The sequence below is a fragment of the Pseudozobellia sp. WGM2 genome, assembly GCF_017810075.1.
Taxonomy (GTDB): Bacteria; Bacteroidota; Bacteroidia; order Flavobacteriales; family Flavobacteriaceae; genus JADNYK01.
The window spans coordinates 438,553-461,091 of sequence record NZ_JADNYK010000002.1; the positions used below are offsets into that span (position 1 = coordinate 438,553).

Annotated in this window: 20 protein-coding genes and 1 tRNA gene; 6 read left to right on the top strand and 15 right to left on the bottom strand. The window is 36.0% G+C overall.

Annotated features, from left to right (window positions below; genetic code table 11):
- Positions 1–135 precede the first annotated feature (135 nt).
- On the top strand, positions 136–702 hold the full coding sequence (locus IV512_RS05455; RefSeq protein WP_209401405.1) for a helix-turn-helix transcriptional regulator: 567 nt from the start codon (positions 136–138) through the stop codon (positions 700–702).
- Positions 703–779: 77 nt separating this feature from the next.
- On the opposite strand, the gene IV512_RS05460 is transcribed toward IV512_RS05455, so the two are convergent.
- From IV512_RS05460 to IV512_RS05495, 8 genes are all read right to left on the bottom strand, one after another.
- Entirely contained in the window at positions 780–1,460 is a 681-nt protein-coding gene (locus IV512_RS05460; RefSeq protein ID WP_209401407.1) for a phosphonatase-like hydrolase, read from the bottom strand.
- Entirely contained in the window at positions 1,453–2,616 is a 1,164-nt protein-coding gene (locus IV512_RS05465; protein WP_209401409.1) for a TIGR03364 family FAD-dependent oxidoreductase, read from the bottom strand. Before IV512_RS05465 ends, IV512_RS05460 begins: the two co-directional genes overlap by 8 nt.
- The gene (locus IV512_RS05470) at positions 2,600–3,901 is read right to left on the bottom strand and encodes a DUF5690 family protein (protein ID WP_209401411.1); all 1,302 of its coding nucleotides are present in this window, start codon (positions 3,899–3,901) and stop codon (positions 2,600–2,602) included. The genes IV512_RS05465 and IV512_RS05470 overlap by 17 nt, the downstream gene beginning before the upstream one ends.
- Before the next feature lie 607 nt (positions 3,902–4,508).
- A complete protein-coding gene (locus IV512_RS05475) occupies positions 4,509–6,011 on the bottom strand; it encodes an ATP-binding protein (protein WP_209401413.1) in 1,503 nt (500 codons plus the stop codon).
- A complete protein-coding gene (locus IV512_RS05480) occupies positions 5,995–6,501 on the bottom strand; it encodes a Rab family GTPase (RefSeq protein WP_209401415.1) in 507 nt (168 codons plus the stop codon). Before IV512_RS05480 ends, IV512_RS05475 begins: the two co-directional genes overlap by 17 nt.
- Entirely contained in the window at positions 6,488–7,291 is an 804-nt protein-coding gene (locus tag IV512_RS05485; RefSeq protein WP_100870196.1) for a roadblock/LC7 domain-containing protein, read from the bottom strand. Before IV512_RS05485 ends, IV512_RS05480 begins: the two co-directional genes overlap by 14 nt.
- 118 nt (positions 7,292–7,409) lie before the next feature.
- A complete protein-coding gene (locus IV512_RS05490; RefSeq protein WP_100870195.1) occupies positions 7,410–7,766 on the bottom strand; it encodes a fructose 1,6-bisphosphatase in 357 nt (118 codons plus the stop codon).
- A gap of 377 nt (positions 7,767–8,143) precedes the next feature.
- Positions 8,144–9,025, bottom strand: coding sequence for a LysR family transcriptional regulator (locus tag IV512_RS05495; protein ID WP_209401417.1), 882 nt, complete (start codon positions 9,023–9,025; stop codon positions 8,144–8,146).
- Between the two features lie 128 nt (positions 9,026–9,153).
- On the opposite strand from IV512_RS05495, the gene IV512_RS05500 reads away from it, so the two are divergent.
- Positions 9,154–9,582, top strand: a complete 429-nt coding sequence (locus tag IV512_RS05500; protein WP_209401419.1) for an EthD family reductase — start codon at positions 9,154–9,156, stop codon at positions 9,580–9,582.
- 105 nt (positions 9,583–9,687) lie between these two features.
- Here the strand turns inward: IV512_RS05500 and IV512_RS05505 are convergent, their stop codons facing one another.
- Entirely contained in the window at positions 9,688–10,029 is a 342-nt protein-coding gene (locus tag IV512_RS05505; RefSeq protein WP_209401421.1) for a hypothetical protein, read from the bottom strand.
- A gap of 68 nt (positions 10,030–10,097) precedes the next feature.
- Here IV512_RS05505 and IV512_RS05510 point away from each other — a divergent pair, with 68 nt between their 5' ends.
- Positions 10,098–10,325 carry a hypothetical protein gene (locus tag IV512_RS05510; RefSeq protein WP_209401423.1) on the top strand — a complete coding sequence of 76 codons (228 nt, stop codon included), beginning with the start codon at positions 10,098–10,100 and terminating at the stop codon, positions 10,323–10,325.
- Between the two features lie 10 nt (positions 10,326–10,335).
- On the opposite strand, the gene IV512_RS05515 is transcribed toward IV512_RS05510, so the two are convergent.
- The 4 genes from IV512_RS05515 to IV512_RS05530 form a co-directional block, all read right to left on the bottom strand.
- Positions 10,336–11,349, bottom strand: a complete 1,014-nt coding sequence (locus tag IV512_RS05515) for a metallophosphoesterase (RefSeq protein WP_209401425.1) — start codon at positions 11,347–11,349, stop codon at positions 10,336–10,338.
- A 325-nt stretch (positions 11,350–11,674) separates the two neighbouring features.
- Complete coding sequence (locus IV512_RS05520) at positions 11,675–13,198, bottom strand: RagB/SusD family nutrient uptake outer membrane protein (protein ID WP_209401427.1); 1,524 nt, start codon at positions 13,196–13,198, stop codon at positions 11,675–11,677.
- 27 nt (positions 13,199–13,225) lie between these two features.
- The gene (locus tag IV512_RS05525) at positions 13,226–16,669 is read right to left on the bottom strand and encodes a TonB-dependent receptor (protein WP_209401429.1); all 3,444 of its coding nucleotides are present in this window, start codon (positions 16,667–16,669) and stop codon (positions 13,226–13,228) included.
- Between the two features lie 202 nt (positions 16,670–16,871).
- Positions 16,872–18,041, bottom strand: a complete 1,170-nt coding sequence (locus tag IV512_RS05530; protein WP_209401431.1) for a FecR family protein — start codon at positions 18,039–18,041, stop codon at positions 16,872–16,874.
- Between the two features lie 105 nt (positions 18,042–18,146).
- On the opposite strand from IV512_RS05530, the gene IV512_RS05535 reads away from it, so the two are divergent.
- The gene (locus IV512_RS05535; protein ID WP_209401433.1) at positions 18,147–18,743 is read left to right on the top strand and encodes an RNA polymerase sigma factor; all 597 of its coding nucleotides are present in this window, start codon (positions 18,147–18,149) and stop codon (positions 18,741–18,743) included.
- 931 nt (positions 18,744–19,674) lie between these two features.
- On the opposite strand, the gene IV512_RS05540 is transcribed toward IV512_RS05535, so the two are convergent.
- Both IV512_RS05540 and IV512_RS05545 read right to left on the bottom strand, forming a co-directional pair.
- Positions 19,675–19,748, bottom strand: a tRNA-Ala gene (locus IV512_RS05540).
- A 75-nt stretch (positions 19,749–19,823) separates the two neighbouring features.
- The gene (locus IV512_RS05545) at positions 19,824–20,624 is read right to left on the bottom strand and encodes a universal stress protein (RefSeq protein ID WP_209401435.1); all 801 of its coding nucleotides are present in this window, start codon (positions 20,622–20,624) and stop codon (positions 19,824–19,826) included.
- 49 nt (positions 20,625–20,673) lie between these two features.
- Between IV512_RS05545 and IV512_RS05550 the strand changes: the two genes are divergently transcribed.
- Positions 20,674–21,174 carry a GNAT family N-acetyltransferase gene (locus tag IV512_RS05550; protein ID WP_209401437.1) on the top strand — a complete coding sequence of 167 codons (501 nt, stop codon included), beginning with the start codon at positions 20,674–20,676 and terminating at the stop codon, positions 21,172–21,174.
- Between the two features lie 10 nt (positions 21,175–21,184).
- Positions 21,185–22,519, top strand: a complete 1,335-nt coding sequence (locus IV512_RS05555) for an MATE family efflux transporter (RefSeq protein WP_209401439.1) — start codon at positions 21,185–21,187, stop codon at positions 22,517–22,519.
- Positions 22,520–22,539 lie beyond the last annotated feature (20 nt).

Sequence of the window (22,539 nt, forward strand, 5' to 3'; positions counted from 1 at the left end):
TATTTACAAATACTCAATTTTTATTAATTTTTGAGTATTTGTTTGTGGAAGGCGTACTTTATGATATTTTAATATTCGGAAAGCTAAATTTCTGACAATTCAATTTAGGGGTAAGTTTGTATTTTTGATATTACCATGGAAGATTACTTAATAGGCATAGGAAAGAGAATAAAGGAAATTCGAAAGGGCGGAGGTAAGACCATTAGCGATGTAGCTGGTCGAGCCGGCGTTACCGGAGGGCTGATTTCGCGAATTGAAAACGGGCGTACCATACCCTCTTTGCCCGTGCTTTTAAAAATAATAAACTCGTTAGAGTTTGAGGTAACCGATTTTTTTAACGGAATGCCCCAAGTAAACGGAGCGAATTTTATCGTATCGAGAAAAGAGGATAATTCTGCTATTGAAAAAGAAGATGAGGCCGTCGGTTTTTCATATACCTATATTTTCGGCAAACAACTTTCTTCTCTAGGGTTCGAAACTGTTTTACTTGAAGTGGCACCCAACTCGAAACGCGATAAGGTTACTACTGATGCTTTTGAGTTTAAGTACATTCTATCAGGAGAATGTTACTATGATATCGGAGGTGAAGAAGTGCTTTTGAAAGAAGGGGATTCTATTTTCTTTGATGGCAGAATTCCACACGTGCCGATTAATAAGGGGTCGATTTCTTCGAAAATGTTAGTTCTTTATTTCTTTATTTAAAATTAGGCTGCAAGAAAATAGATTTCGCGTAGACTCTATTTCTCACAGCCGGTTCGTTTTAAAAACGTTGGCTCATTCTATCCTTTAAAATAATTTGATAAATCTTTTAAAGAATTGAGAACATAAGTGGGTTGGGCAGAATTTAATTGAGCCTCAGTGTGAGCACCTGTCGTCACCCCAACTGTTGCAATACAATCAGCATTTTTACCCTCTTCAATATCTATAATTGAGTCACCGGCCTTAATAACTTTTTTTGAATCTTGAACATCGAGAACCTTCATGGCTTCGAGAATCATAGCAGGGTCTGGTCTACCTTTTGTGACATCATCTGCAGTAACCAAGGCGTCGTATTGTTCACCTTGCTTCCAGTTCATCTTTTGAAGTAAGAGTTCTGCTATTTTTCGATTGTAGCCCGTATTTAAAGCAATTTTTATTCCCTGTGATTTTAAGTTGGCCAGACTGGCTTCGACCCCTTCAAAAGTGGTGACCTCAAGTGTTTTATAGGCCTCGTCAAGTAAAACTTTAAAATTTTCGAAAATAGGTTCTGATGGTTCTTGTACAGGATCGGCACCGACCGTTGCCAAAATATCTTTTATAGCTTGATGCTTTTCTTTTCCGGCACCATGTTCTAAAACATAATCTAGGCTGAGGTCGTACCCATTTTCATTAATAGCTTTTTGTAAAGTTTTGTATACCACATTGTCTTCATTTACGACCGTACCGGCCATATCGAAAACAGCAAGTTCAATGTTATGCATGTTCTAAATTAAATATTGAGTTTATATTTTGTTTTGCAAAACCGGCACTACCGGTCATACCTTTTCCACCGATTCCGGTAACTATATGAATATCTTCATCAATAGTATGTTGAAAGATGTCTGAATTCTGGCATTGCGAGTACATACCGAACCAACGGTTTTGAATATCGTAAGTGGGTAGGTCAAATATCTTTTTGGCCTCTTCGATGATGAAATTATCAACATCCATATTAAGGTCGAAGCCAAGTTTATCGATTCTGCCGGCAGGGGCATATTCATGAGAATCGCCTATAATTATAGAGCCGTCGGCGGCTTGCTTGAATAAAATGTGAACACCCCATTTTCTTTCGAACGATTCGGAGTCTTCCTTCTCTTTTATACTTGCATAAGATGGGCATTCGGCAAAAGCTTCGTATCGCCTGATCGACAGTCCGGTAAGTACCGAGCTGGGCAACATATAATTAGGTTGTGCCTTAGTTTGCATCATTTGAAGCTTAGACACGATTAAGTCACTTTCTTCAAACAGCTTTGGATAGAGTATTTTAAATTCGCTCCCGTTGCAAATAATGACCTTGGAAGAGGAAAGAATGCGACTTTTTGAGGTATATAATTGAACCCCACTCCGTAAGGCATCACACTCTAGAACCGTTTCCCCAGTATATATATCTAAACCTTTTTGTTTGAGGTATTGATGCAGTCTATTGATCATTACACGGGGTTCTACCTTTACTTCCTCAGGAAAAAATAGTCCGGCCTTTACATAATCTTCCCTTAAATTAGGATAATTCTCCAAACATTGTTTTTTGGTCAGTAGTTCAGATGAGTAGGAGTTAGAGTCATTGATTTCTTTCAACTCTTCAAGCAGTTGAACTTCCTCTTCATTGGAAGCCAAATAGATGCTTCCTTCTTGTCTTACCGAAATATCAAATTGTGATTGTATCTCTTTATAGATGGCTAAACTTTCTCTTCCGAAGTTCTGCCACTTACTATCCATACCTGAAGGAACCACCTGCCCGAAATTTCGAACGGTAGCACCTTGCGGCTGGGCATCCTTCTCTATCAGAGCCACCTTAAACCCTTTGTTAATGGCATGGTAGGCATGAAAAGTACCGAGTACCCCACCGCCCAGAACGATAAGGTCATATGAGTTGTTCATAGGTGTTCGTTAAATTAGGTTCATCTTGAACGGGTGATGCTTTCTTGGCCCTGTTCTTAAAATAGAATAATGATAATATAGCTACGGCTAGACCTATACCTGAAATAAGATAAGTGCCTTGGGTGAAAAACTCTAAAGAAGAAATAGACCCCTGCCCAAAATTTTTATAGAGTAAAACTGCCATACTACCCAGGTAACCAAAAGCATCGGCGATATATATCAAAAAACCTGCGTTGCCCTTGATGTGAAACGTGGCAATCATTCTGTCAAAAAATATACAGTTGAAGGGTACGTAACAAACATAGAGACCAAGACCCACGAGCACCATCCACAGAGCAGGGCCGATAACGGACAACTGAAACAGAAAAGTACTAAGGCCCACCAGCAATGAACCGGCTATTAATAGATAGTGATATGATAAAAAGGCCTTATAATTACTTTTGATAAAGGCAAACATACCTATGGAAAGTAGAACGATAATAGCCACAGGAATTTCTGAAAGTGTATATATGGAGGTATTGCCTTGATAACCGACTTCATCCCAAATTTCACGCGAAAAATTATCACGAAAGTCGCGCATTGCCGTAAGACAGATATAAAAGAAAACAAGGATTACTATCGGAAAGAAAAAGTTAGCGATTACTTTTCTACGGTCTTTACGGGTCATGGGCAATCGTTCTTCACGCTGCACCTTGTCTTCGAGTGTAGGCGGTGGCATTCGGTCTAACATGAAGGCAAAACCAGCAAATGGAAGCAAGAATAATGCGCCGGTAATGGCAGGCATTAAGAACTCGCTTACATTAAGATGTTTCATGACCAAAAGGCCTACAGATTTGACTATGCCGCTTGAAAGTATGAAGCTTGAACACAGTATAACACCCAATATTTCAGTCAGTTTTCGACCTTCTAGATAAGAGAAAACGACCCCCCAGATCATACCTAGAGAAAGGCCGTTAAGAAAAATGAATAAAATATTATAGGGAGCAACTGAAAAGCCAAAAAGTATCAGGCTCAATTCTGCCAAAATAATCATTACCAATAGATAGGGGAGGCGATTTTTCGGCTTTAATTCAGATATTAGTTTGATACCTATGAATTTTGATAGCATATAGCCAATAACCTGTGAAATAATCAGCACAATTTTAAAGTCTATACCGATAAAAGAGAGATTTTCATAGGTGGCCACAGTGAACGGTTTTCTAAAGGCATACATACAGAAGTATGTGCCAAAGGAAGCTAGGGCTCCGTAGGTAATAAAACGAATATCTTTCTTACCGAGTTTCAAAATTATAAGTTTACTAATAGTAAATTTTATTATGCAATAATCGACAAAATATTACTATTTGTAAATATTATTGTGTTAAGAAATACTTATGCAGTAATTAACTTTTAGTGAATTTAACCAAAATTTGAATGGGAGAATTTTAAAATTAACGGAAAATTGGGCAGATATAAGAATACCGAGCACTAGTATTTCGGATGTTTAACAAAAAAGGGACAATTCAAGAATTAACTTGAATGTCCCTGGGGGAACATTTATATAGGCTACTTTCCTAACCCTATACATAGCCTATAATTGTTCGAAAAATCTCTGTGTAACCTAAACCAAACTACTACAGTGATGTTTTTAATATCAATAAAAGGGGGAACTTCAATTGAATCAAACATGCGAATCTGTTCTAAATAATAGTATAGATTCGATATTTTTTTGCTCTAAAACATGGTTAGTGTTCAGTATAGCGAAGAGCTATATTTTTCAAAGCTTTATAAAAGTATAGGTAAGTAATTGATTCAAAGAATATGAATAATCGTATTTCAAGATATCGACCAAAGACGTGATAAATTCGATGAAATACATAAATAGTAGTCCAATTCTTACAATTGTTAAAATCCTATTTTAATAATCGGCGCATGGTTTTGATGAGTTCCAATTCATCGAAAGGTTTGGTTAGCACGGCATTCATACCTGCTTTTTTATAAGCTCTTAACTGTTCTTCAAATGAATTAGCCGTGATGCCTACAATAGGTATGTTCTTGATATTCTTAAAAGGAAAGCTTCGTATTACCTTTGTTAACTGATCACCCTTTATATTGGGCAAGTTCACATCCATCAAAATAATATCATAGCCCGAATCAATAATTTCTTGCATAACCAGAGCGCCATCACTAACAACATCTATGAAAAACTCCCCTGATTCTATAAGCGATTTGAAAAGACTGGTTTGAACCTGTTCGTTGTCTTCAACCAAGAGCACACTATATTTTTCTTTTCTAACTGTCTTTAGACGTGCATTGTCGATATTGGGTATTTCAGGTACATGCAACGGAAAATTAAGCTTTAGGTCAAAATAAAAATGTGAACCTTCTTCTACTGTAGATTCTATGGCTATGGTGCTGCCCATTAATTGTAAAAGGCCCTTCACGATGGCTAGACCCAGCCCGGCCCCTTCTGTTCGACCTAATTGCTCAAAACTTTCAAAAATTCGGTCTAGGTTTTCAGTAGAAATACCAAGGCCTGTATCTTGTACGCTAAATCGCAAACTGACCGTATTCGCCCTCTTTTGGTTTAGCTTTACCTGAAGCTTAACATTACCTTTTTCAGTATACTTTATGGCGTTATCGCATAAGTTGGTCAATACTTGAAGTAATCTTAGTCGATCGCCTTCGAGATAATTTGGTATGGCTGAATCTGTCGAAATTGAAAAGTCAAGTCCTTTTTCTTTGGCCCTGGCAGTATAGGTCAGCCTTAAGAACTCTAAAAATTGCTCAAAATTAAAAACAGAAGGGTTCAGCGCTAACTTACCCTTAGCTATCATTGCTATGCTCAAAATATCTTCTAACATCAATTTTAGGTCAGAAGTTGCATTTTTGAGCACATCTAAAATACCTTCTTGCTCTTCTGTAAGTCTAGAGCGTTGAAGAATATTGGTCAGGGCGATAATGTTGGTCAGCGGATTTCTTAATTCATGACTGAAATTTTGTATAAATTCATTTTTGAAACGTTCGCGCTCTTGTAGCTCGAGATTTTTGAGAAGTACAAGTTCAGAATCTATGCTAGTTTCATTGCGCGATTGGGCCAATGATTGGTAATTTAGGTAATGTTCAGTGAGATTTTCGATGACTATAAGAAAATGATCCTCTTTGCGATAAATTTCAATGTCGACCGTAAGCTCTTCAACAGTTTCCCCCAGCTGTATGCAATGAAACACTGCCTTCTCTTGTTCGATATTTAGAACTTCAGAAAGATTGAAGAAAAAGGGGTGTATGGTGCCAATATCGACATTCTTTTCAATCGGCAATAAAGTCTGATCAGTTTCAAGCACGATTCCGTTCAAATCAGTGCTAATGAATTGTAGTTTATGCTTCTTAAATTCTTCCTTAAATTTGTTTAGCATCAAGGGTAAGCATTTTAGCTAATTGTTCGAACAAGTCATTGACTTTATCACCTGTTTTGGCACTGGTCAGGTAATCAAATGATATTTTATTTTCTAACAGTACTTTTTTAACTTCTTCTTCAACAACCATATCCAATTTATTGCCCACGACTTTCATAGGTACATTGCGAACCTTAGATTTCAGGGCTGTAAGGTCTTCTTCTATGGCTTGAAAAGTTATAGGTCTGGTAACATCGAAAACATATATGACCCCATGGGTACCCAGTAAGTAAGATTGGCGAATAGCTGCAATATTATCGGTGCCTTCCAAATCCCATATAATAAGAGAAACTGTTTCGTCTACAGAGACTTCTACCTTTTTTTTAAGAATGTGTACACCTATAGAAACTCTATAATCGTTGGAGAAGCTATTCTCAACAAAGCGACGGATCAAAGACGTTTTTCCAACGCCAAAGTGCCCCAAAACAACTATTTTCTTAGAGATGTTCATGCCTAAAATTGAGTGCTAACTGTTGATTTATATTTTCTGTATCAAGGGTTCTATAACCTTCCGTTTGCGTGAATTTTTCGAAGAAGTCAAAAATAAGGTTCTGCACCTTATCTTTGGCCTGGGTGGTATAATGTCCTGAAAGTATTACAGCTATATAATAATCGTTAAAGCTCTGAAGGTGAATGTGATATAATTCGTAATCGATAAGCTCTAAATTTTGGTTTTTCTTTCCAAATGCATCTTCGACAAAATGTTTTATGGCGGTCAACATACCTGAAATCATTTCTTCATCAATTGTTTCGGTAATCGAATAACTGGCCTTTAAAAGACCGGACTCCTTTTCAATCAGAAGAACCTGTTCAATATGGCTCTCCACAAGTTCATTGATAATCTCTTGCTTTCTTGACGAACTACCGAACCAAGATTTTACCTTATCTTGAAAGCTAAGCTGACGGTTTATTTTTTCTGATAGCATTTTGATTTCGTGCGCTATATACTTTTTAATCATTTTTCCTAGAATAGGAAAAAGTGCATCAACTACCTCATCTTTATTCTTATTGATTTCGGCTTTTAGGGTCGCGGTAATAGTTGGCCCTAGAGTAATAGGAATGCTTGTTTTAAACTCTTCAAGTTGTTGAAGTATGATCGGGTCTACTTTAGAAGAGAATTTTTGTTTGTCGTTTATCGTATTTTCAAGGTTTTCAATGCGATGGGCAATTTTTTCAATATACACGCTATCTTCTGCGAAAAGAATATCCTTTAAAATCTGAATTTTATCGTTTTCATTCATTAGCGCAAAATTTTCAGAACTATATTCACGGTTTTCTTAAACCTTGAACTTGCTAAGTCAGAACCTAAAAGAATCAACTAAAGTTTGGTACGGAGCTTTGTTGCAAAGCGCAACCTACCTATTTATCACTAACTTTTTCGCCGAGGTCGATAAGCAATTTACCAAGCATTTTCTTATCCACTTTCTCCGTCTCAAGACTGTCGATTTTTTCATCGACTTTATCTTCAAGTTCGGTAATTCTGATGTTTACATCAGTAGCAACATTATCAATGGCCGTTTTTAAATCTTGTCTTACTTCTTCGATTAAATCTTCTAAAATCTTCTTTTTATCAAGAATATCTCTCTTTAGGGTCTCAAATTCAGAATCGTAGGTCTTTATATTCTCACCAAAAATCAGGTTTTTGATGATTTCAATTTTTGATGATGCTTCTTCTTCCGGAGTGTTTAATGGCACCACCTTATCATTTTTGCCCATGATATTTATCTTTAGTTATAGTTTAGGTTTTATCTTGAAAAAATTCAATTGCTCGGGGGAGAGCCAGGTAATGGTTATCATTAATGAACACCAGTTGATTCGTATTTTAAAATACTAAGATATAAAATTTATTACTGAAATGAACATGGTCTAGCACAGCTAAGAACCTTGCACTTCATGGCCTTGTACCTGAACGGTTTAAACTGTTCACAGCAGTTTTGTACGCTAAAATCTCTGATTTTTTTAAACCGTAATATTGATATTTGTACATGAAAGAAAACATCTATTGAATCAGAGCTTAGCCCAGGCCTTCTTTAAGACTAAGTGCAACTCAATTCCAATAAAACTAAAATCAGAACAAAATTGCTGGACTCAATTCACGATTTATACTCTGAAATTCCCATCAATAGTTCATAGAACTTTTTCACAGCTTTCTTTTCATAAGCTTCTTTAAGAGAAATAATCATTATATTTCGTTTCATTTTTTTTCCTTCAATCGGTATTCCTATCACTTGGGAGTCATTTATACTAGCATCACTCAAAATAGTATGCCAATTACCTGTCTTAACGATTTCAAATAAAGTAGGAATGTCATTAATTTCCATACAGATATTGGGATAAAGTTCTTTTTCGTTGAATGAATCGACAAAAAATTGAATTGTGCTATAACCACTGAAGGGTAATGCCAATGGAAGCTGGGCAACTTCTTCAAGACTAATACTTTTTTTACTCGCCAGCGCCAATTTTTTAGAAGCTACCAATACCATATTTGAACTTAGTAGATTTTGATATTTCAAATGAGATAATTTAGGACCTTCGTGAAATGTCAAGACAAAATCAAATACATGAGAATTAAGCTTTTCAAGAAGGTCTTTCGTGGTACCAAAGATGGCTTGTATTTTAATATTGGGGTATTGGACCGCAAATTCAGCAAGAGTCTTTGCAAAGATAATTCGCATGGAGTACACTACGCCAATTATAATTTTTCCAGTAATTAGATTGTTCAGATCCTTTAAAAGCAATAGCCCCTCGTTGGCCTTATTTATAGATTCCAACGCATACACACTGAACATTTTTCCTGCCTCTGTGAGAAGTACTCGTTTACCAATTCGATCAAACAATGGCACATCTAATTCTGTTTCAAGTTGTTTAATTTGCTGCGACAGTGTACTCTGGCTAATATTCAACATTTTAGCAGCTTCGGTAAAGTTTAATAATTCTTTTGCCTTCAGAAAATATTTCAGCTGCCTTAGTTCCATAATCCTAAATCGATTTTATCGATTGTTTTCATCGAAAAATAGCGTTTTGCAAATATAGAGTTTATCCTGACATTTGGTTTTTCATTCTTAAAATAAGAATGTTACGTTTAATTTTTAAAAAGTAAACTATGAAATTCAAACTTATTGTTTCGGTATTAATTTTGACTATAAATTATAATGGATTAAGTCAGAACAAGTCATCTACTAAAATTAACAATCGCAGTTCGGAAACCTCGAAAATAGGTCAGATTAAAGTGTCTATCATGTACCCATTTTCAGAGGATACAACTTTTGATATGAAATATTATGAAACCAAACATATGCCTATGGTTGCAGAGTATCTTGGATCAAACTTGGTAAACTACACTATTGAAAAAGGGCTTGCCAGCGGTGCTCCTAATACACCCATGGCATTCATAGCTATTGGTACTTTTTATGTGAAAAACCTTAGCGATTATCAGGCATCAATTGGATCAAACATTGATACCATAAGATCTGATTTTGCTAATTATACAGATATAAGACCAGTAATTTTAATTAGTGAAATTATTAAGTGACATTTTTAAATTTGAGGATTATTGCTAAATCCTCTTCAATAATGTGAAATTCCCCAAATCTTGTGATTTTAAATAATCGAGATTGATTTGTAAAGGTCAAAAAGTCTACTTCGATAGGTTTTTGATTGAGTTAAAATGATGTGATGTATGATTTAGTGTAAAATATAGAATTTCCTTAAAAGTTACCAAACCAATATATGGTAACGGTAGCTGAATACTATCCATTTGAAATTCATCTATTTTCTTTGAAATGGATAGTAGTATTCCTGATTGCTCCTCAAAAATTCTAATTATGTCGTTCTTAGTTGTCGACCTAGAAATCTGATATTTCTCACGCAAGAGTTCGATTTGCTTACCGGTTAAATTGTAAAACTCATTTATTTCGGTTTGGTCACTGGTATAATGAAGACTTGGGTAATCTGGACTCTCACTTTCAGTTTTTTGCACAAAAGGTGGAAGTGCTTTCCATTTTCGATTAGATACTGCTTCTTTATAATTCTTTAAAAAATGATGCCATGCTCTTTGATTTTCTATTGGAATGGCCCCACCTTTCCGTTATTAGCGGCAGTTGGGAAAGCAAATTATTAATCGGTAAAATCGACAAGGAAAGATGTTGGGTTTCTTCGGCTATTGACCATTTTTTGGAGATGTGTACCTTTGAATTTGACAATATCAAGAACGTAGAGAAAAAAATGATGGTGACTAAGGAAAATTACACCCGTTTAGACTACCAAGACCAATAGCAATAATTAATTATAATATCAACTTTTTATCTTGTTCATTCATAGGTAAAAGGTCGATATCTAAATAACCTCCACTGGCGTTATCTTCTGCAACTATTTGAGGTTTTCCTTTAATTATTTCAATAGAATTTTGATGGACATGTCCTGATAAAATGTTAAGTAGATTCGGAGCAGTGAAAACTTTCTTGTGAAATTTCAGCGTTGTTGAAGTATGTCCATCTTCCGGCCATTTAGGACGTCTTTCTATTTCAAAATTGGAATCTGTGGCCGCTCTCCAATTCGGATTCCCGCAACCAAATAAAATACTCTTTCCTGGCGCATACATTGGTATATGTACCAATAAAACCAATGGCATTCCATTAGTAACTTGGTCTGAAAAAAAGCCTAATTGCTCCTCATTAATTTGGTAGGTAGAATTATCAATAGCCAAAAATCTGATTCCTTTAATATCATAAGCCGCCATTAAAGGGTGATTGCCTTGATACAATGGCAATAATCGCTTTTCAATCCAAGTATCACGTAGAGACTCCAACGTCCCTTCCATCCCTTCATAATGCCAATCGTGATTCCCGGCATTATAAATGTAAGGAATGCCCGTATCCTTCAATTTTGATTGAACCCACTCTATTGCCGCTTCAGACGGGAAACTAAAAATATCCCCATTCAAAATAATTACATCAGCATTTACTTCTTTTGCAAATGTTAGTGTTTGTTCAAAGGCTTCCTCTGGATTCGTTTTTATGCGTGTTTGAAAATGTGTAGTTTGGTTATAAGCCTTTGCCATTCGATTACTATACTTATGGAAAGGTATCCCCCTTTCATCATCTTTAAATAAATGCGTATCGGCTATATGTACAATCTTTATAGGTTCCTTTATGACCTCTGAAAAAAATTGAAGCCTATTTTCTTCGACGGTAAAGCAAAACTGTATGCCCCTTTTGGATTTTTCATTAGTAGAATACTTTGTTATTCCGAATCCAATTGAGGCACAAGCTGCATTTTTAAAAAATAATCGGCGTTTCATATAGTGTTTTTAATTGTTAAACAACAAAGCTGTGATATTTACAATACCTTGCATTTTAGGACAGATAGGTTTGATGATGCCCCTGCGCTACCGTTTCTCATATAGGGGGCAGTATGAAAGAGCTTAGAATAGGGGAATATATCCGTTTTTCCCCTAAATTTCATAAGTCATAAATAGCAACGCTTTCAACTCCTATTCCAATACTTAACATCCCGTCCTTATCAATTGGTTTGAATGCGGCTCCTGCGGACCTCTCGGAAGCTGCTTGCAGGAGCAGCATCAACCTCTAATAAATAAAAAATTCATTGTCAGTTATTCATGACATTCAATAACCTGGATTTTGTATAAGATTCTCATTATTTTGGATTTCGGCCTCTGGAATAGGAAAAAGCAAATTATTTTCAGTTAATATAGGCCCAAACACAAACTCATGACCTACGAAATCATCAAATGCTCCAGTTGTAAAATTATAGGCTTTTCTTAGTCGCACCATGTCAAACCAAGTTTTATTTTCAAAGCACATCTCATGCCATTTTTCCAGCAAAATAGCTTTGCGAAACTCCTCTTGATTTAATCCAGAAAGAGGAGTAAGTTCTGCTCTTTCCCTGATTGCATTTATTGCATTAAAGGCATCTTCTGTCGGTCCGTCTATCTCATTAGAAGCCTCTGCAAAAATAAATAGAACCTCAGCATATCTGAATAATGGCCAATTTAAACCACTTAAAGCCGTCTCAGTATGTGCTACCGGATCAAACCATTTATATATAAACCAATCTTCTAAAGTAACAGTTTCAGTGCGATCAGATGCAAGCGTAAACTCGCGGTAATAAAACTCCTTTTCCTGGGTTCGTTTATCCCCCGCCTCATAGGACTCAAGGAATTCTGCTGTTGGATAAATCATACCAGTGTTAGCACTATAAAGAGAAATGGCAACACTCGCAGGTAATAATAATTGCTGAAAACCATTACGATTTGCAATGCTTTCATCGTATTGAACCATAAATATATTTTCTCCTATATTCTCGGCGTCCTTATTCCTCAGGTCGGCATAAGTATTAAAAAGATAAAACATATCGGAATTAATGATTTCGCTGGCTTTATCTTTAGCTAGTGTGTAATAGTTAGAACCTGCCTGCAATGGATAACCTGCCATAGTAAGATATACACTGGCCATTAATGTTTTTACTGCTCCTAAAGATACACGACCATTCATATCTGTAAATGGTAATCCCGAATTTTCAGCATATTCCAAGTCATCAACAATCGCATCATATATATCTACAGCAGATGCGTTTTTTGGATTTAGTTGCTCTGAGGATAAATCTAAAGGCTCAAGAATTAAAGGAACATCACCAAATAATCTTACCAAGTTGAAATAATAGTATGCACGCAAAAACCTAGCTTCCCCAAGTAGCCTATTTTTCTGATTCTCATCCATTTCGATATCAGGAAGTTTTGCAATAGCAACATTGGCATTGGCAATTCCCCGATAGTGGCTGCGCCAAAAGGTTGTTAGGTATTGGTTGTCTGCAGTCATGCTAAGATTTCGGATAGGGAAATTTATTGAGCCTGCTGACCCGAAAATGGTAGTATTTGAAAGTCCAGTTGGAAACTCTAACATCAACCAAGGAGACCCTCCGAATCCACCACCATCATAAATGGGTCGCAGATCCGCATAGGTAGCATCTACCACACTCTGAGCTTGTTCAGCCGTAGTGTAAAAGTTGTCCAATGTAATATTGGAAGGATCAGTTTGAGTTAAAAACTTTGTACAACCATTACTAATTAGAAATACAATTAGCACAAAACCCAAAAGGAAAGCATTTAATAATTTATGTATATAATTCATGATAATTCGATTTAATATAAATGATAATTATAAGTCTACTTGTATACCAACCGTGAATGTCTTGGCTTTAGGGTAATCGTTAAAGGCACTACGTCCTCGGGTAAATTGTCCATCCGTGGTAGAAACCTCAGGATCATATCCAGGGAATTTTGAAATTGTGAAAAGATTTTGGGCACTGGTATAAACTCTTAAATTCGATAGCCTCCAACGATTCACCAGTTCGTGCGGAAGGTTATAAGAGAGTGTAAAATTTCTCCCTCTGATAAAAGATCCATCTTTTAGTCTGTATGTATCATTTTTTGTGTCATACCCCACGGATAAAGGCTTATTTTGTGCGATATACGTATTTTGGTTTTCGGGAGTCCAGGCATCATATAAAGTATTTCTCACCATATTGTTATATGCACCTGTGCGATCCTGTAATACTTGTGTTATTTCCCACATCACATCATTTCCATAAACAAATTGAATATCTGCAGATAACTCGAAGCTCTTATAAGTAAATGTATTAACTAAAGTCCCATACCCGGCCGGTAATCCATTACCTATAGGTAGCCAGTCCTGTGAGTTAATGGCGTTATCATTATTGACATCCTTATATTTAATATCACCTGGACGACGCTGATACTTTGCAGCTTCCTCTGCCTCATCAGTGCTCCAAGTGCCCAAACGAACGTAACCTATAAAAGTATTAACAGGCAAACCCTCTCTGACAATACTTCCAGGAGTACCACCTGGAACACTACCTAATAGGATATCGGATCCTCCGGCTAATTTTAAAACTTTATTTTCATTAATTGTTAAGTTAAAATCTGTACTCCACGAAAAATCTGGTTTCGATATATTATAAGTTGATAATGCCAGCTCTAATCCCTGATTTCTCATACTCCCGACATTTTCTGTAACTGTAGTGTAGCCACTTGATTGGGGAACTGGTTTATTTAGAAGCATATCCTTAGAAACTCTCCTGTAAATATCTGCTTCCAGAGAAATTCGGCCATCGAATAATCCAACCTCCAATCCAATATCAGTTTGAGTATTAACCTCCCATTTTAAATTAGGGTTAGACAATGTAGATATCCCGATGCTAGTACTTCTATTTCCGTTAAATATAGCAGTGTATTGTCCCAGTCCAGCTTCATATTGATAATTAAGAATTTCCGAGTTACCTGTCATCCCAAAACTCGTACGTAACTTCAAAAATGAAATTACTGGGTTATCTTTCAAAAAGTCTTCTTTCGAGGCTATCCACCCTATTGCTGACGAAGGGAAAAATGCAAATCTATTATTTTTCCCAAATTTTGAAGATCCGTCAATACGACCAGTTGCTGTTAACAAATATTTATTAGATAAGGTATAATTAACTCTTCCAAAAAAAGAAGCCATGCTATACTCATTCGCTGAGGAACTAGGAGGACGTGGATTACTTCCAATACCTAAATTATTATATAAAAAATAATCGTCTATAAAATCATATGATGATGAGCCCGAAGAAAAACTACTTGTTGTAGTTAGGGACTGACCCAATAAAGCAGCAACAAAGTGTTTATCATTAATATCCAAAGCATAGCTAAGAAGATTCTCAAATTGCCAGTTCTCTGCTTGTAGTGAAGAGATACTAGCAATACCACCTTGATTTTCTGAAATCCAATCCACATTACGGCCAGAGTACCTATTAGTTTCTTGGCGAATAACATTCGCTGCAACCATCGTCTTGAGCTTTAAATCTTTGATAAACTCAATCTCGGTGAAAAGATTACCGACTGTATTTTGTGTATTTCTGAAGTTATTATCTTCTTCTGCCACCTGCCTTTGATTCGGGCCTTCGCCCGGATATATTCCATTTTTCGCCCATGTCCCATCTGGCCACTTAACGGGGATAATTGGGATACTTTGGTATACCGCCCTCATACCCCAACCGCTTAGAAATCTCTGAGATTCCTTGTTATAGTTAATGTTGCCACCTACTGATAACCAGTTGTTTATTTTAGAATCGATTACAAAGCGCAAGGAATAGCGATTTAGCCAAGTATTCTTCATTACCCCATCTTCGTCTCTATAGCCTGTATAAATACCAAAACGCGTTTGCTCATTTCCGCCTGTAAAAGACAGGTTGTGATTTTGAGCTATGGCAGTCTGAAATGCTTCCTCTTGCCAATCTGTATCATATAGTGGATTTAAATTGGCATCAAACAAAACAGGGTTACCTTTATCATTACCTATCATAAAAGACTCTCTCTTTATTTTTGGGTCGATAAATTTACCGTTGGCAAAACCTACAGGATCAAATTTAGCAGCGTTTTGATAGGCAATGTCTTCCACCTTTAAATATTCAGCAGCATTCATTAGATCCATCCTCCTGGAAACTGTGCTAATACTAGTATAACCATTATAAGAGACACGCGGTTCTGTACTCCCTCTTTTTGTTGTAATTAAGATAACTCCATTAGCTCCTCTTGCTCCATAAATTGCTGTTGAAGAAGCATCTTTCAAAACTTGTATGGATTCAATACTATTGGGATCTATAGTATTTATTGGACTAATTCCACCTTGCAATGATTCCATCCCCATAATAACTCCATCTACTACAAAAAGCGGACTATTTGTGTTACTAACAGAAGTAGCCCCACGAATTGTTATAGTCGGAGAATTTCCGGGCTTTCCCGAATTAATTGAAACATCGAGACCAGTCACTCTTCCAGATAGAGCTTGCCCAACATTAGTTATCTGCCGCTTTTCAAGCGTTTTTGCATTCACAGATCCCACTGAACCTGTAAGGTCACTTTTTCTAACAGTTCCATATCCTACAACGACTACTTCATCCAGGCCTTGGGAACTTTCAATTAACTGCACATTCACAGTAGTTTGTTCGTTCACCAACACCTCCTTTGTGGCAAACCCAATGTAGGAAATCACTAAAGTGGCATTGTTATTCCCTAATTCTAGAGAAAAATTACCGTCAAAGTCAGCTTGTGTACCATTTGTAGTTCCTTTTTCAAGAATATTTGCCCCAGGTAAAGGTTGATTATTTTGGTCAGTTATGGTTCCGGAAATATTATTTTGGAATTCTTTATTTTGCGGGCTCTCTAATAAACTATTTGGAGATTTTTCGCTAATAAGAATAGCGTTATTAGTCGTCACCTCAATGTTAAGATTCCCGTTAGCCAAGCTTTGCTTAAGCAACATATTGGTCCTAATCCGGCCTTTTTTTACTTGTACTTTGGGAAAATCCTTGAATATACCTTCTTCATAGAAAAATTTATATTCGGTCTGCTCCATGATGAGATCAAAAACTTCGTCCACTGTCAATGATTCATCCGCTGTTATTTTAACTTTAGAATGTTGAGACAAAAGATTACTAGGCGTTATAGCAAAAATAGTTGCGCAACATAAGAAAATGAATGTTCTCATAATAATCAATAATAGGCGTTTTCTCAATTGAAAACAGCCCTTGATCAATCTAGTTTCCATAAATTTGTGTGTTATTGGTTGATTAAAATTTTAATTAATTGATAATAGTACCAAGGGGATAGAGCTATGAACTTTTGCGGGTTAAACTTTATCCTCTTTTTTTTTATTAAAATTCATTTCATTGGCATATATTTTATTTGGTTTTTAAAATCTATTTGTTATCTGTATACTGATAGTATACCGTATATGTTAAACCTAATTATTATTTAATAATAATTGTTTTGTCATTTAATTCGTAATCATTAATAGAATTGGATTTCATTATTGATAAAACCTCTTCAATTGCTTGATTTTTATCCAAAGTCCCCTTGAATTTTATAGATTCCAAATCTTTATTTTCGAAAATTATATCGATATCATACCATCTAGAAATTACTTTCATGATATCTTTTAATGGTTTTCCCTTAAAACTGAAAATGCCTTTTATCCATGAGGTTTCATTTTCCACATCTACTATGTCGACTGACATTTCGTTATTCACAATATTTAGTTTTGACTGTTGATTTGGCAACAATATTTGTTTTACCGTGGAAGAATTTATCTGTACTTTGCCCTCGACCAAGGTTGTGTAGATGTTCGCTTCATCTTTATAGGCTTTTATGTTGAATTGAGTGCCTATTACCACAACTTTCTGTGCATTATTAACCACTTCGAATTTTGCGCCATGGTGTTCTGTGCTAGGGGACACATTAAAATAAGCTTCTCCATAAATGAGTTCAACTTTTCGGGTTTTCCCATCCGAAAATGAAACAGGGTACTTCAATTGCGATTCGGAGTTCAGTAATACTTCCGTGCCATCCGATAATTTTAAATGGAACTGTCCTCCTCTAGGTATATTCAGTATATTGTATGCTATTTTTTTTGAACTTTGTCCTTGCTCTTCATATACAATTTGCTTTCCATTGCTGCTAATGCTTTGTGTTTGGAAAGATGAACCCTTTTCCAATGCTACAACAGAACCATCTTCAAGTATTAAAGTAGCTTTATCAGTACCAGGCTCGATAATATAACTTTCAGTTACTGGAGTTTTATCAATAGAGTCAGAATCTAACAAACCGTTATTAATATATAATGTGGTCGAGAGTATAACAAAAATAACAGCCGCAGCTGCGTATCTTTTATAATTTTTAATTCTGCGCCTTTTATTAAGAATATTTCTTTCACGTCGTATAAAACTAATAACATTGACCTTTGCATCGTTTTTATTATACCTGAATATTGCCCTATTTATAGAGTTATTGGTCTTAATATATTCTAAAAACAAGCTTTCATTATCAGGATTACTGATCCACATTTCCAATTGCTGAAGTTCGCAGAGATTGGCCTCATTTGTTAAGAATTTTATAATTAAATTTTCAATTTCCGTTTTCATTCTTTTTATATGCCCTATACAACCTAAGACGAATCAAAATTTCCCTTACCCCCATGACTTCTTAAAAAAAATTATATTTGATTATATCTTAACTAACTTTAATTATTGAAAACAAAATTTTTAAACAATAGAGATCTTTTACAGCATTTAAAGAAAGGCAATGAAATTGCCTATACTTATCTAATCGAACTTTATTATGAAAAGCTATGTGAGTATGCAAGCAATCTTGCCAGAGATAGTTTCAGGTCAGAAGACATAGTACAAAATGTTTTTATTAGAATGTGGCAACAACGAGAAAAGCTGAATTTTAATATTTCTATTAAAAGTTATTTATATAAATCTGTTTATAATGAATTTGTAGATCAATATCGAAAGGATATTGCTAAAACATTATTAGAAAAAAAATACATAGATTTTGTAAATTCTAACATTGAATCTTCAGATAACGATAAAACAGAACGACTAATAGCACTAGTAGAAAAGGAAATCGAACAATTACCTCCAAAATGCAAGGAAACATTTTTATTAAATAAAAAAGAAGGACTAACTTATGTTGAAATTGCTGAATTTCAAAATGTTTCTGTTGGTACAGTTGAGAAACAGATGAAAAAGGCCTTTTGTCTTATTCGCAATAAAATAAAAGGGAAATTGCTTTCTATTTTATTTTTATGGTTTAGGATTAAACCGATTCTCAAAGCGTAACTTTCATTATAACCTAGTATACTTTACTTTTAGGGTTGACAATATTTATCACATTTTGCAATGCGATTGATAAAAAAAGCGGAGATTACCTCCGCTTTAATTTAACTAAACTAACTCAAACTAACTCAAAGATTGCATGCGTATAAAAACCAATAGTTAAAATTGGTTTTCAGTATTTTTTAATTTCTTGATTACACAAAACTTATTGTCAGAAATAAAAAAACAATAATAGAACTTTAGCCTGCTTTTATTAAACTCTTCTTTTCTTTATATAACGAAACAAAAATTGGGTTACCCCCATGTTTTTTTAATAAATATTTGTACAATACTCATTACATTGCTTAGCCTTAAAAAAGCATCAAACGTAGGTTTTGAAGATTATCTTCCAGTTTATGGAACATTATTCTTATCTATTTTCCACTCATATCAAAAAATACTCCCCAAAGAAAACATAAGATGTATTGGCAATTCAAAAAGAGGAAGCTTACAATTGCAGGCATCTTTTAACCCATATTTAAAAATTGTTGAATATCTAAAATGGCGCATTTGAATGGAATTTTTCCTGTACAGTAAATCTTTCGTCAATGTATTTAGTTGTTGAAACTTATAAACATTTTCGATTAGTGACTTTTCATGGAATTGAAATTGTAAGTGGGATTTACTGAGGTTTTTACAATAGATTAATTATTAGGTTCACAGATGAAAACTTTGACAAGTGGGGCATATTATTTGTCCCAATATAAGTACTGAAAGATTCTAAAAATATGGATTGAATAATGAAAACAGAAGTCTATGAAATATATTTGCTACAATTTGACATCAAATGGTGTTATTTGATGTCAAAATAATTTTTAACATATTGCGCTTGCAAATTGCGTGCAAATAAAAAAGCTTCAAAAGTAAAAAACTCTTGAAGCCCTATAAAAATTAGTGGAGAATACCGGAGTCGAACCGGTGACCTCTTGCCTGCCAGGCAAGCGCTCTAGCCAGCTGAGCTAATCCCCCTTTTAGTGAAGGCAAAGAAAATACTTTTTATGAAGGTATCAAAGTACTTCTTGATAAAGTAATGGTCTTTGTCGCCTAATCTTTCTTCACACTAAGCACCAATACAGGTATTCGTGCCGAAAACTCTGCCTTTGGTATGGTGTTTTTTTCCCAAAGCTTCTTAAAGAAACCTCTCTTACGTCGAAACACGCATAATAAATCTGGGTGTTGAGATTGCAGGTGTTCTAAAACACCAAGGTAAGTAGTCGGGGCCTCGGCCATTGTCATTTGCGAACTGATATCCATCAAAGCCGTATTTACCTGAAGATCGTCGTCGGTATAGCCGGGAGTCTTAACCAGTAAAAGGTTCACCTTGGCATCGAATTTATTTCGAATTTCCAATAAAGGATTAAGAATGCGTTTTCTCTTTAAAACACCTGACTTAAATGCAGTTAATATGGTATTCAATGGCCTTATTGGGGTGCCTTTTGGTACAATCAAAGTAGGTATGTTCGTTCTTTTAATGATACGGCCAGAGGTATTGCCCAAATATTGTGCTTCACTTACATCGTTGCTTCGTGGAGCCACTATTATAAGGTCAATGCCCAATTCTTTATCTATACTTTTTAATCCATCTTCAATATTACCGTTATACGATGCAATTTGTATTTCAACTCCTTTTGAGTCCACTTTTTCCAGTACCTCTTTCATTCGTTCTTTTCCACTTTCGGCGACCTTTTGGGTAACATTGGTCAAACTTTTTCCGGCTCCTACCGAAACGCTAAAAACTTCCATCAAAAAAATCTTTGATGAAAATTCTTTGGCAAAATCTATGGCGTATTGTAAAGTGTGGTTTGCATCGGGTGAAATTCCGATTGGTACAAGAATGTGTTTCATGAAATTCGAGGTTTTAACTTTAAATTTACGATTAAATTAGATTTTTTCAATGATCCGACCGGCAAAACTATCCGACATCCCACAAATAATGAGTATAGTCAAGGCATGTACCAAGGCCATGATAAAGCAAGAAATCTATCAGTGGAACGATGAATACCCTTCTACTAATGCCTTTGAGAAAGATATAGAACGAAATGAACTTTATGTGCTCGAAGAAAACAAGAATGTTATCGGTACTATAGTTATTTCTACGTTGATGGATGAGGAGTATAAGCTGATAAAATGGACCACCGAAAACGGGGAGAATTTCTACATTCATCGCTTGGGCGTTCACCCCGATCAACAGGGTAAAGGCCAAGCCCAAAAAATGATGTCTTTTGCTGAGTGCTATGCACGCGAAAATGGTTTTACCTCGGTGCGCCTAGATACATTTAGTCAGAACAAGCGAAACCAAAGGTTTTATGAGAAGAGAGGCTATCAAAAGCTTGAAGATATCTATTTTCCGAAACAGAGCGAATATCCTTTTCATTGTTACGAATTAGTGCTGTAACTTGCGCCACTTGAAAGCGGCGATCAACTTTAGAACAATAAATAAACTGGCTGTTCCGGCAACTATAGCGGGTATTGCCGAACCTTTGTTGTCGATTACCGATACGGCCATCGTAGGCAATATTCCCGTCGATGGCCTAGAGTCTTTGGCCGCTGCAGGTATAGTGGGTTCTTTCTTATCGATGTTGATTTGGATTTTAGGTCAAACGCGCAGCGCTATTTCCGCCATTATTTCCCAATATTTGGGTGCCGGAAAAATCGAAGAGGTAAAGACCTTGCCCGCTCAAGCCATCTTTCTGAATATCAGCTTGAGCATAGTCGTGCTATTATCGACCATTTTCATTGTGCGTGAAATTTTTGAGCTTCTCAATGCCTCGGGTAAGATACTTGAATATTGTATTTCTTATTACTCTATCAGAGTTTGGGGTTTTCCGTTAACGCTCTTCGTTTTTGCGGTAATGGGCATTTTTCGTGGGCTACAAAACACGTACTACCCTATGTTGATTGCGATAGTTGGTGCCGTTTTGAACATTGTTCTAGATTTTATTTTGGTGTATGGTGTAGCGGGTTACATCGAACCGATGTATCTAGAAGGTGCTGCTTGGGCAAGCTTGATTTCACAAGGGGTCATGGCTATTATTGCATTTGTTCTTCTCTGGAATAAAACGGATATTAGTTTACGCCTGAAACTACCCGTTCATGTCGAACTCGGTCGATTGGTCGTTATGAGCCTGAACCTGTTCGTTCGAGCCTTGGCCTTGAATACCGCGCTTATTTTGGCGGTAAGGGAAGCCACGGCTTTGGGTCCGAAATATATTGGGGCCCATACCATAGCCATAAATATCTGGTTGTTTTCCGCCTTTTTTATCGATGGCTATGCCGCAGCCGGTAATATTATGGGAGGTCGGTTATTGGGGGCCAAAGACTACAGCGGACTTTGGCTTTTGGCCAAAAAGATAATTAAATACGGACTCTTGATCAGCTTGTTGCTTGTTGCCGCAGGTTTTATTTTCTACAAACCTATCGGCTATCTTTTTTCTAAGGAAGATGTGGTACTCAACACTTTCTACTCTGTATTTTTTATCGTGATTCTAAGTTTGCCCATGAACACCGTTGCCTTTGTTTTTGATGGATTGTTTAAAGGGATGGGCGAAATGAAGTATCTGCGTAACACCCTACTCGTTGCTACTTTTATGGGTTTCGTGCCCATACTTTTTCTCGGTAAGTACTTAAATTGGGGGCTTTATGGTATATGGATAGCCTTCACCGTTTGGATGGTTATTCGTGGAGGTGCTTTGGTATGGGAGTTTAGAAGAAAATTTCTGCCCCTTTTGCAAAATCACTAATTTTGAAGGCAAGGGTACGA